The sequence below is a fragment of the Streptomyces telluris genome, assembly GCF_024519335.1.
Classification (GTDB): domain Bacteria; phylum Actinomycetota; class Actinomycetes; order Streptomycetales; family Streptomycetaceae; genus Streptomyces; species Streptomyces telluris.
This window is the reverse complement of sequence record NZ_JANIID010000023.1, coordinates 132,690-143,826: the sequence shown is the minus strand read 5'-3', so window position 1 is coordinate 143,826 and position 11,137 is coordinate 132,690. Positions and strand designations below refer to the sequence as shown.

Sequence of the window (11,137 nt, the reverse complement as noted above, 5' to 3'; positions counted from 1 at the left end):
AAGCTACTCGTCATGGAAAGACAGTTTGATGGGTCGGCGTCGACGATGTCCTCTCAGGACCCGGAACGGGCTCAGCGGACGCTCACCACGCGACCAGCCAAACGTGCGGACTGGAGCGACATCCTCGAACCGGCCCGCCACACAGTCCCGCAGCGGATGTCGACGACGCCCGTGCACGGCGTCCATAAACGACGCTCGACGCACGGTCCCGCCGGGTCCACCCCAGCTCAAGCAGATTCCGGTCCCCGTCGTCCTGACGGTGGCTGGTGACCCCTCTCGCCCGCTCGAGGCCCCCGACGCGCGCACCGCGAAGAGGATCACCCAGAACCTTCGCCGCGCACTGCTCTCGCCCCTGCACCAGATCTTGTTCCGGAGCCAGGGCTACACCTTCCTGCTCCAGGCCGAACCGAGCACGGGTGAAGCCATGCGGCCGCCGGGGATGCGTACGATCCTCGTCCCCCCGAGCAACATGGCCGGTGTCATCTCCGCGGGGTCGGTCTCCATGGGGATCGAGAAGAAGGTCAGCAAGTACCGCGAGCTAGCCCAGGAAGCCGGACTCCCGCTGATCGTCGCGGCCGGCGCGGACACGTTCAGCTCGCGCTTCGCAGGCCTAAACGGTGAGGGAGCCCGGATTGTTTCCGGCGAAGCCCTCGGGGTTGTGAAGGTCCTGGAAGCGTGGCACGCACCCAACAGCCGGATACTTCCCCGGTCGCACCCGCGACACCTACTGAGAGTGATGGAGCAGGGGTTCCGCTACGAGCTGCTTCGATCCCCGCGCTCACCCACTGGGCAGACCAGGCGCCCGGCACGTGCCCGCTCCGCCGGGTTCAGCGCGATCACTAGGCGGGGCCGGCAACCGCATGGCGCAGTCCGCCGGCCGAGCCCCTAGCGCCAGGTGGTCCGAGGCCAGCGAACTGGGCCCTCAACCCACCTGACACCTCGTCAAAACGAGCGTCACGAGCGTCATTTCAGCGTCAAGATATCGCCCGTACCGCACGTAACGCCCATAGTGCGCACGCACAAAGGCGCAGGTCAGGCGTCCTACCCCACCGGCTTGAGGATCGCCACGCACTCCACGTGATGCGTCATCGGGAAGAGGTCGAACGCCCGCAGCTTCACCGGCTTGTAGCCGGCCTCCGCGAAGTAGTTGAGGTCGCGGGCCAGGGCGGCCGGGTCGCAGGCTACGTAGGCGATGCGGCGGGCGCCCAGGGAGGCGAGGTGGCGGACCGTCTGCTTGCCGGCGCCGGCGCGGGGCGGGTCGAGGACGATGATGTCGGCCTCCTTGATGCCCGTGCGCGGGAGGACCTGCTCGACCTTGCCCTGTTCGATGCGGACGCGGTCGAGGTCCTGGAGGTTGTGGCGGGCGTCCTCGACGGCGCGCTTGCCGGATTCGATGCCGAGGACGGCGCCCTTCTCGCCGATGCGCTCGCCGAGGGCGCCGGCGAAGAGGCCCACGCCGCAGTAGAGGTCGAGGGCCATGTCGCCCTTGCGGGGCATGAGGCCCTGCATGACGGCCTTCACCAGCATGTCGGCGGCCTGCGGGTGGACCTGCCAGAAGCCGCCCTCGCCCACGCGGTAGGTGCGCTCGTCGGCGCGTTCGCGGACGAAGGGGCGGCCGTGGACGCGGTGGACCTGCTTGTCCTTCTCGCCGATGCGCAGGACCGAGACCGGCTTGTCGAGTTCCACGATCGGGAGGCGGCCTCCCGGCTTCGGGGTGAGGATGACCTGGCGGTCCGCCGAGCCGCTCGCCGCGATGGCCTCCACCGAGGCGATCTGCGGCCACTCGCGCTTCTCGATGCCCAGCTCGCTCACGCCCGGCGCGGCGATCATGCAGTGGTCGATGACCTGGACGTCGTGCGAGCGGTGCTTGCGCAGGCCCGCGTGGCCCTCGGCGTCGATGGCGTACTGGACGCGGGTGCGCCAGGCGGGGACCTCGCCCGCGGGGAGCTTGTCGCCCTCGGCCGGCATCACGGTGCCGTCCCAGCCGGCGTCCTCGGGGGTGAGGCCCGCGAGGCGCTTGAGCTGCTCGGCGATGACCTCGCCCTTGAAGCGGCGCTGGGCGCCGGGCTTGGCGTGCTGCCAGTCGCAGCCGCCGCACTTGCCGGGGCCGGAGAAGGGGCAGGGGGCCGGAACGCGGTCCTTCGACGGTTCCAGGACCTGTACCGCGTCCGCGCGGAGGAAGCGGGAGGTCTCCTCGCCCTCGGTCACCCGTGCGATCACTCGCTCGCCGGGGAGCGTGTGGCGGACGAAGAGGACGCGGCCCGACTCCGTGCGGGCGACGCAGTGGCCGCCGTGGGCGACCGGGCCCACCTCGACCTCGTACTCCTCGCCGACCAGCGATTCCTGCGGGGCGTTCTGCATGGTGGTCGGCTCCAGAGACGTAAAGAGAAAGGTGGGGCGGGACAGCCGTCCAGTCTACGGGCCGTCCCACCCCACCTGCGAATTCACCGGGTCGACGGTGCTACTTCTTCGTCGACGCCTTTTCCTTCTTCTGCTCGCCCACCGGGCCCCGCCGCACCGAACCCGGCGCGTTCCACTCGGCGCGCTTGCGGGCCCGCAGCTTGGCCGCCTCGGAGGAGTCGAGCTGCCAGGGCACCGAGGTGACCATCACGCCCGGCGTGAAGAGCAGGCGGCCCTTCAGGCGCAGGGCGCTCTGGTTGTGCAGCAGGTGCTCGTACCAGTGGCCGACCACGTACTCCGGGATGTAGACGCTGACGACGTCGCGCGGGCTCTCCTTGCGGAGGCTCTTGACGTAGTCGATGACGGGGCGCGTGATCTCGCGGTAGGGCGAGTCGAGGATCTTCAGCGGGACGTCGATGCTGCGGCGCTGCCACTCCTCGCGCAGCGCCTTGGTCTCGGCCGGGTCGACGCTGATGCTGAGCGCTTCGAGGGTGTCGGAGCGCATGAGCTTGGCGTAGGCCAGGGCCCGCAGCGTCGGCTTGTGGATCTTGGAGACCAGGACGATCGAGTGGACGCGCGAGGGGCGGACGGTGTCGTCGCCCGGGCCCTCGTCGGCGGCGATCTCCTCGGACACCCGGTCGTAGTGCTTCCGGATCGCCGTCATGGTCGCGTAGAAGATCACCATGCCGAGCAGGGCGACCCACGCGCCGTGGGTGAACTTCGTCAGCAGCACGACGACGAGGACCAGGCCGGTGAGGAAGGCGCCGAACATGTTGATCGCGCGGGAGCGGACCATGTGGCGGCGCTTGGCCGGGTCGGTCTCCGTCCGCAGGTGGCGGTTCCAGTGCCGGACCATGCCGGTCTGGCTCAGGGTGAAGGAGACGAAGACGCCGACGATGTAGAGCTGGATGAGCTTGGTCGAGTCCGCGCCGTAGATGTAGACCAGGACGGCCGCGGCGCCCGCGAGCAGCACGATGCCGTTCGAGAAGGCCAGGCGGTCGCCGCGCGTGTGCAGCTGGCGCGGCAGGTAGCGGTCCTGGGCGAGGATCGAGCCGAGCAGCGGGAAGCCGTTGTACGCGGTGTTCGCCGCGAGGAACAGCACCAGCGCGGTCGACGCCGCCAGGATGATGAAGAGGAACGATCCGCTTCCGAAGACGGCCTCGGCGACCTGCGAGATCACCGGGTTCTGGGTGTAGTCCTCGCCGACCGGCGTGCCGTTCTTGAGCAGGTCGGTGGCCGGGTTCTCGGCCATGCGGACGTTCGTCGCCATGGCCAGGCCGATGATGCCGCAGAACATGGTGACGGCGAGGGCGCCCATCAGGGCGAGCGTCGTGGCGGCGTTCTTCGACTTCGGCTTGCGGAAGGCAGGGACGCCGTTGCTGATGGCCTCGACGCCGGTGAGGGCCGCGCAGCCGGAGGAGAAGGCGCGCAGCAGCAGGAAGACGAGGGCGATGCCCGCGAGGCCCTGGTGCTCGGCGTGGATGGTGAAGTCGGCCGTGGGGGCCTTCATGGTCTCGTCCATGAAGAAGCCGCGGATCGCGCCCCAGGCGATCATGATGAACACGCCGCCCACGAAGACGTACGTGGGGATCGCGAAGAGCTTGCCCGACTCCTTGACGCCGCGCAGGTTCATCAGGGTGAGCAGCACGATCACGCCGACGGCGCAGGCCGTCTTGTGCTCGATGACGAACGGGATCGCGGAACCGAGGTTCTCGATGCCGGAGGAGATGGAGACCGCGACGGTCAGGACGTAGTCGACGAGCAGGGCGCTCGCGACGGTCAGGCCGGCCTTGGGGCCGAGGTTGACGTTGGCGACCTCGTAGTCGCCGCCGCCGCTGGGGTAGGCGTGGACGTTCTGGCGGTACGAGGCGACCACCGTGAACATCAGCACGACCACGGCGACGGCGATCCATGGGCTGAAGTGGTAGGCCGACACGCCTGCCGCGGAGAGCACGAGGAGCACTTCGCCCGGCGCGTACGCCACGGAGGAGAGCGGGTCGGAGGCGAAGACGGGCAGGGCGATGCGCTTGGGGAGAAGGGTTTCTCCCAGCTTGCTGCTGTGCAGCGCCCGGCCGATGAGGATCCGTTTCGGCAGGTCGGTCAGTTTGGACACAACAGAGAATCGTAAGCGCTCGCCCGGACGGCCGCCCACCCGCCACCCGCCGGAACGGAAATGTGGCGCACGCCGCACCACCCGTTCCGTGCTGCGACGGGGGTGCGGCGGGGCTCGGCCGGACCAGGCCGGGGGTCCAGGGGGTGACCCCTGGACGATCGCCGTGGGCGGGGTCAGCCGTGCAGCAGGGCGGGCAGCGCCCGGTGGCCGTTGGAGATGAAGGACTCCACGGGCCGCAGGTCGCCCGGCTCGACGGCGAGCCGCATCCGCGGGAAGCGGTCGAAGAGCGCGGGCAGGGCGATCGAGGCCTCCAGGCGCGCGAGGGGGGCGCCGAGGCAGAAGTGCACGCCGTGGCCGAAGGCGAGGTGGTCCTTGACGGTGCGGGTGACGTCGAAGCGGTCCGGTTCCGCGCCGTGCAGCTCCGGGTCGCGGCCGGCCGCGGCGTAGGCGGCGAGGATCGCGTCGCCCTGCTTCAGCACCGTGCCGTCGGGCAGCGCGATGTCCTCGGTGGCGTAGCGCAGCGGGAGGCTCGCCACTGGGGCCCGGTTGCGCAGGGTCTCCTCGATCACGTCGTCCCAGCCGGCCTTGCCCGCGCGGACGAGGGCCAGCTGGTCGGGGTGGGTGAGCAGGGCGTGGATGGCGTTGTCGAGGAGGTTGACGGTGGTCTCGTGCCCGGCGCTGATCACCAGCAGCAGGGTGTCGAGGAGCTCCTGCTCGCTCAGGCGCGAGCCGTCCTCCTCGCGGGCGGAGATCAGCACGCTGGTCATGTCGTCGGCGGGGGCGGCCCGCTTGGCGGCGACGAGGGCGCCGAGGAGCTCGTAGGTCCGCGCGTACGTGGCCGTGACCTCGTCCGGGTCGGCGGAGGTGTGGAAGATGCTGTCGACGCAGTCGCGCAGGCCGTCGCGGAGGTCCGGGTCGGTGACGCCGAAGAGCTCGCAGATGACCTGGATGGGGATCGGGTAGGCGTACGTCTCGCGCAGGTCGACGGGCTCGCCCGGGGCCCTGGCGGCCAGAGCGTCGAGGAGGTCCGCCGTCATCGCCTCGATGCGGGGGCGCAGGGCGGCGGTGCGGCGGGCGGTGAAGGCCTTGGCCACGAGGGTGCGCAGCCGTTTGTGGTCCGTGCCGTAGGCGGTGAACATGTTCCGCACGGCCACCCAGGTGAACAGGGGCCACTCGGGCGAGATGTCACCGTTGATCCAGGCCGGCCAGTGCTGGTGCGGGTCCTTCGAGACGCGCGGGTCCGTCAGGAGCTCCTTCAGCAGCGGCTGGGTGGTCACTGCCCACGCCACCACTCCCCCAGGAAGCTCCACGGGCGTCGCGGCGCCCCGCGCCCGGATGCGGGCGGCCTCGCCGTGGATGTCGCTGCCGGTGGCGTCGATCCGGAAGGGGGCGGACTGAACCGGGGCGGTACGGGGCTTGTGTTCCATCGGCTGTCTCCAGGGAGGTCGGCCTGCTGCGGGGAATGAGCGGACTGATCGGAGCGGGGGTGCTCGTACGGCGGTACGGGGCCGGAACCGGGTACGGGGCCGGAACCGGGAACGGGGACGGGACCGGCACCGGGGACGGGCCTGAGGCCCGGGCCGGGGCCGGAACCGGGCCCCGGGCCGCGTACGGCGGACGCCGAGAGGTCGTGGACGGGCGCCGGCCGCGAGGTGGACGGCGGCGCCGGGGGGAAGCGCACGGGCAGGGCCGTCAGCGCGCGGTGGAAGGGGCCCGGGCGCCAGACGAGGCGGTCGGCCGGGATCGCGAGCTCCAGGTCGGGCAGGCGGTCCAGGAGCTTCTCGACGGCGACGGCGGCGATCAGGCGGGCCGCGTCCTTGGCCGGGCAGTGGTGGGGGCCCGCGCTCCACGCGAGGTGGGCGCGGTTGCCGGTGCGCCGGCCGGAGAGCAGCGCCGGGTCGGTGTTGGCCGCGGCGAAGCTGACGACCACGGGCTCGCCGGCGGCCAGCGGCACGCCGCCGAAGTCGACGTCCTGGACGGGGTAGTGGACGCCGTAGTTGGCCATGGGCGGGTCGAGCCACAGCACCTCGTCCAGGGCGTCCTCGACGGGCATGCTGCCGCCGGCGAGGTCGCCGGCGAAGCGGTCGTCGGAGAGCAGCAGCCGCAGGGCGTTGGCGATGAGGTTCTGCTGGGGCTCGGTGCCGGCGCCGATGAGGACGACGTGCTGGTGGATCAGCTCCTCGTCGCTCAGGCGGGCGTGGTGCGCCATCAGCCAGGACGTCATGTCCGCGCCGGGCTGCTCCCGCTTGAGGGTGATGAGCTCGACGAGGCTGCTGGTGATGAGGGCGTCGGCGCGCTCGGCGTCGACGCCGTCGAAGATGCCCGAGAAGCCCTCCACGAGCCGGTCGCCCAGCTCGGGCGGGCAGCCGAAGAGCTGCTGGAAGACCAGCAGCGGCAGCACCTTGGCGTACGCGCCGAGGAGGTCGGCCTCGCCCAGGCCGGCGAAGCGGTCGATGAGCGTGTCGGCGCTGCGCTCGACGTAGCCGCGCAGGGCGTTGGGGTCGATGCGCGCCAGGGAGTCGGTGACGGCCTGGCGCAGCCGCGTGTGGGCGTCGCCGTCGGAGAACAGGCAGTTCGGCCGGTAGGCCATCATCGGCACGACGGGGTTGTCCGGGGCGACCCGGCCGTCGGCGAGGGCGCGCCAGCGGCGGGCGTCCTTCCCGAAGATCTCCGGGGTGCGGAGCACTTCGAGGGCGGCCCGGTAGTCGGTGACGAGGGTCGCGTGCGCACCGGGCGCCAGCTCCACCGGGGCGGCCGGGCCCAGGGCGCGCAGGCGCGTGTAGACGGCGTGCGGGTCGGCGGCGAAGTCGGGGCCGTACATGGGGGTGGGCGCGGGGGCGCCTGCAGCGCCCGGGTAGGCGAGGCCCTGCTGCATCAGGTCCTGGGGCGCGGCGCCCTGCTCCACGGCTCCCGGGTGCGCGGGGTCCTGCGGCATGAAGCCCTCGTGCGCGGGGTCCTGCGGCATGAAGCCCTCGTGCGCGGCGTCCTGCGGCATGAAGCCCTCGTGTGCGGGGTCCTGGAGGGCGCCCTGGAGCCCGGTGCCGTGTTCCACGGGACCCTGGTGCCCCGCGCCGTGCTGCGCGGGGCCGCCCGGGTGGGCCGGAGCCCGGTGGGCCGGGCAGCCCGGTGGGGGTGTGGGGGCGGGGGCCGGGTCCCCTCCCGTTCCCCACACGTCGGGACGGTGGTTCACGCGTGCTCCCGTACCGCGGTGCGCCGCTGCAGGTACTCGACGAGGGAGATCAGCGCGCGGGTCGAGGAGACCCGGTCGCGGGCGTCGCACGTGACCAGCGGCGTCTCGGGCAGCAGGTCGAGCGCCTCGCGGATCTCCTCCTCGGGGTACACCGGCGCCCCGTCGAAGTGGTTCACGGCCACCGCGTACGGCAGGCCGAGCTCCTCCAGGAGGCCCATGACGTCGAAGGACTGCTCCAGGCGGCGGGTGTCGGCCAGGACGAGCGCGCCGAGCGCGCCGTGGGTCATGTCCTGCCACAGGCGGGTGAAGCGCTGCTGGCCGGGCGCGCCGAAGAGGTAGAGCACGAGGCTGTCGCTGAGGGTGAGGCGGCCGAAGTCCATGGCGACCGTGGTGGTGGTCTTGCCCTCGATGCCGGCGAGGTCGTCGACGCTCGCACCGGCCTGGGTCATGGTCTCTTCGGTGCGCAGCGGCCGGATCTCCGACAGCGAGCCGACGAACGTGGTCTTGCCCACCGCGAAGTGGCCGACGACGAGGAGTTTCGCGGCGGTGCTCACGGTACGGCGCAGATAGAGGTCTCCGTCGGGAGCTGGCTCAGAGGCGAGCGCGGAGTCCATCCAGCACCTCCTGCAGGATCTGGGCCTCGGGGAGTTGTGCCGAGGGGATGGGGGCCCGGGTGATGAGGTGGCCGCTGTCGACGAGGTCGCCGAGCAGCACCTTGGTGACGCTGACGGGCAGCATGAGGTGCCCGGCGATCTCGGCGACCGACAACGGGCCGCCGAGGCAGAGTTCCATGAGCCGGCGCTTCTCGGGGCTGAGCCCGGTGAGCGGCCGGTCGTACTGGGCCAGGACCAGGGTGACCAGGTCGAAGGTGTTGCGGGTCGGGTGGGCGCGGCCGTCGGTGACGACGTACGGGCGCACTAACCCTCGCTCGTGCCTCGGCGTGGGCGGGGTCATGCCGGGGCGCCCGTGCCCTGCCAGTTGTTCGCGCGGGGCGGGCTGGTCAGCTCCTTGCCGAGCCGGTCGACGAGCTTCTGCATGCGGTACGTGACCGCTTCCATGTCGACGTGCTCGGTGGCGGAGACGGCCAGGTAGGCGCCGGGTCCCGCGGCGATGAGGAAGACGTAGCCGTGGGCGAACTCGACGAGCGTCTGCCGCCACGGGTTCTCCTGCTGCGCCTGGTGGGTGCAGAACTCGGAGGTCGAGCGGCTGATCGACTGCAGGCCCGAGAGGGCCGCGGCCTGGCGCTCGGCCTCGTCGCGCTCGATGCCCTGGGAACGGGCGCGCAGCATGCCGTCCGAGGAGAGCAGGATCGCGTGCCGGGCTTCGGGCATCTTGACGACCTCGTCCAGCATCCAGCCGAGCTCGTTGTTGAGGTGGTCGTTCACGCGTGGGGGTTCCCTTCGTCGTCTACGGGGGTGCGGGGCGGCGGAGCCTGGGGAAAGGGGTGGGCGGCGTCCGGTTCCGGGGCCCCGTGCAGCGGGCCGACGGGGGTGCCCGCGGCGGGCGTGCGGCCCGCGCGGGTGCCGCGCGCGAAGGCGCCCATGCGGCGGGCGGTCTCCTCGGCGGTGCGCTCGGGGACGGCGGGCCCGCCGCCGGGGGCGCCCGGTGCGGACGTCTCGGCGGGCAGGGGCGCGGGGCGGCCCCGGCGGGCGTCGGGGGACGGCTGCCGGCGGCGGCGCTTGGGGAGGCCGCCGGCGGTGGAGCCCACAGAGCCGGGGATCCCTCCGGGGAAGCCGCTGCCGGAGCCGGGGCCGCCGTCGGTGCCCGGGGCGCCGTCGGGGACGGAACCGCTGCCGGGGAAGGGGCCGCCACCGGCGAGCGGGCCGCCGTCGGAGACCGGGCCGCCCCCGAGGCTGCCGTCGGAGCCCCCGCGGCGGCCGCCGGGCGCGCCGGGGAAGCCGGCCGGTGCCTCGGGGTTACGGGTGGAGCGCTCGGGGAAGCCGGTCGGCGCCTCGGGCCCACGGGCGGAGGACTCCGGGAAACCGGCCGGTGCCTCGGGCCCACGGGCGGAGGACTCCGGAAATCCGGCCCGTGCCTCGCGGTTGCGGCGGGCGGGGCCTTCCGGGAAGCCGCCGGGGGACTCGGGCCCGCGGGCGGAGGTCTCCGGGAAGGCGGCGGCCGAGGCCTCGGGGAAGTCGGGGAAGTCCGGGACGGGCGGCGTACGTCCGGGGGACCGCGTCGCGGCGGTGCGGTCCGCCGCCTGCGAGCCCGCACCCGCGCCTGCGCCCGTGCCCGCGCCCGCGCCCGGGTGACGCAGCGGCGTCGTGCCGGGCCCGTCGATGTCGAGCTGGGTGAGCAGGGTGCTGGGGAGGAACAGCACGGCCCGGACGCCGCCGTAGGGCGAGCGGGTGTCGACGGAGACGCTGAACCCGTAGCGCGCGGCGAGCACGCCGATGACGGGGAAGCCGAACTGCGGCGGGTCGCCGAGGCGGGAGACGTCGACGGCGGCGCGGCCGGACAGCAGGGCGCCGGCCCGCTGGGTCTCCTGCCCGTCCATGCCGACCCCGGCGTCGTCGATGACGATGCAGGCGCCGTTGTGCACGGGCTGCAGGCCGACCTCGACGGTGGTGTTGGGCTGGGAGTGCCGGGCGGCGTTGTCGAGGAGCTCGGCGACGGCGAGGACGACGGGCTCCACGGCGCGGCTGACGACGGCGAGGTCGGCCTGGCTGTGCACCTGGACGCGCCGGTAGTCGCGGATGCGGGACGTGGCGCCGCGGACGACGTCGGTGAGCGGGGAGGCGGCGCGCTGCCGGCCCGGCCAGGAGCCGCACAGGACGGCGATGGCCTGGGCGCGGCGGCCGAACTGGGAGTTGGCGTGGTCGATCTGCAGCAGGTCGCGCAGCACGTCGGGGTTGTCGTGCCGGTCCTGCATGTCGGAGATGGCCAGCTGCTGCTCGTGGGCGAGGCCCTGGAGCGCGCGCATGGAGGCCTTGAGGGCGGCCTTCGCGGACTGGTCGGCGCGGGCCTGCGCCTTGTCGACGGCCTGGGTGAAGGTGTCCATCACCGACTGCAGGCCGTGCGCGAAGACGGTGCCCGTGAGCTGTTCGTCGAGCAGGCCGGGCAGCGGCACGGGCTGGTGCATGGAGGCCGTGACGGCGGGGAGCCGGACGGTGACCAGGTGCCCGAGTTCGCTGTCGCGCGCACGCTGCCCCTCCTCCAGCGTGGCGGCGCGCAGCCGCAGGGCCGCGGCGATCCCCCGCTGGCGCACCAGCAGGACCGCGACGGCGATCAGCGCGGCGGTCAGGCACCAGGTCACTACGTCCGGTATGTGATGTGACATCAATTCCTCGTGGACGCAGGGGGCATGCGGACGGCTGGACGGGTCCGTTGTCCCTGACGTCCCGTCCAGAAGCGGAATACGCCGATCATCCTAACCACGGCGTCGCCCGCTTGGCCGATCTTCGCCCGTGAATGACCGAACACGCATCCGCCTT

8 protein-coding genes are annotated in these 11,137 nt (G+C 72.6%); all 8 read right to left on the bottom strand.

The window, feature by feature from the left end:
* Positions 1–1,041 precede the first annotated feature (1,041 nt).
* Positions 1,042–2,361: a class I SAM-dependent RNA methyltransferase gene (locus NQU55_RS23615; protein WP_168092995.1), complete on the bottom strand. Its 1,320-nt coding sequence runs from the start codon at positions 2,359–2,361 to the stop codon at positions 1,042–1,044.
* Positions 2,362–2,461: 100 nt separating this feature from the next.
* Positions 2,462–4,513: an APC family permease gene (locus NQU55_RS23610; protein ID WP_168092996.1), complete on the bottom strand. Its 2,052-nt coding sequence runs from the start codon at positions 4,511–4,513 to the stop codon at positions 2,462–2,464.
* 173 nt (positions 4,514–4,686) lie between these two features.
* Complete coding sequence (locus tag NQU55_RS23605) at positions 4,687–5,790, bottom strand: cytochrome P450 family protein (protein WP_256791072.1); 1,104 nt, start codon at positions 5,788–5,790, stop codon at positions 4,687–4,689.
* On the bottom strand, positions 5,787–7,388 hold the full coding sequence (locus tag NQU55_RS23600) for a cytochrome P450 (RefSeq protein ID WP_240976366.1): 1,602 nt from the start codon (positions 7,386–7,388) through the stop codon (positions 5,787–5,789). The genes NQU55_RS23605 and NQU55_RS23600 overlap by 4 nt, the downstream gene beginning before the upstream one ends.
* A gap of 311 nt (positions 7,389–7,699) precedes the next feature.
* Complete coding sequence (locus tag NQU55_RS23595; RefSeq protein WP_058042180.1) at positions 7,700–8,317, bottom strand: GTP-binding protein; 618 nt, start codon at positions 8,315–8,317, stop codon at positions 7,700–7,702.
* On the bottom strand, positions 8,295–8,657 hold the full coding sequence (locus NQU55_RS23590) for a DUF742 domain-containing protein (protein WP_058042179.1): 363 nt from the start codon (positions 8,655–8,657) through the stop codon (positions 8,295–8,297). Before NQU55_RS23590 ends, NQU55_RS23595 begins: the two co-directional genes overlap by 23 nt.
* Positions 8,654–9,055, bottom strand: a complete 402-nt coding sequence (locus tag NQU55_RS23585) for a roadblock/LC7 domain-containing protein (RefSeq protein WP_206329336.1) — start codon at positions 9,053–9,055, stop codon at positions 8,654–8,656. Before NQU55_RS23585 ends, NQU55_RS23590 begins: the two co-directional genes overlap by 4 nt.
* A gap of 29 nt (positions 9,056–9,084) precedes the next feature.
* Positions 9,085–10,983 (bottom strand): ATP-binding protein, encoded by a 1,899-nt coding sequence (locus tag NQU55_RS36890; protein WP_308402265.1) that lies wholly within the window; start codon positions 10,981–10,983, stop codon positions 9,085–9,087.
* Positions 10,984–11,137 lie beyond the last annotated feature (154 nt).

Bases quoted from the DNA above. Each gene is read 5' to 3' on its own strand.
- NQU55_RS23615 (WP_168092995.1), bottom strand. From the start codon at position 2,361: ATGCAGAACGCCCCGCAGGAATCGCTGGTCGGCGAGGAGTACGAGGTC.
- NQU55_RS23600 (WP_240976366.1), bottom strand. From the start codon at position 7,388: ATGCAGCAGGGCCTCGCCTACCCGGGCGCTGCAGGCGCCCCCGCGCCC.
- NQU55_RS23595 (WP_058042180.1), bottom strand. From the start codon at position 8,317: ATGGACTCCGCGCTCGCCTCTGAGCCAGCTCCCGACGGAGACCTCTAT.
- NQU55_RS23590 (WP_058042179.1), bottom strand. From the start codon at position 8,657: ATGACCCCGCCCACGCCGAGGCACGAGCGAGGGTTAGTGCGCCCGTAC.
- NQU55_RS23585 (WP_206329336.1), bottom strand. From the start codon at position 9,055: ATGCTGGACGAGGTCGTCAAGATGCCCGAAGCCCGGCACGCGATCCTG.
- NQU55_RS36890 (WP_308402265.1), bottom strand. From the start codon at position 10,983: ATGTCACATCACATACCGGACGTAGTGACCTGGTGCCTGACCGCCGCG.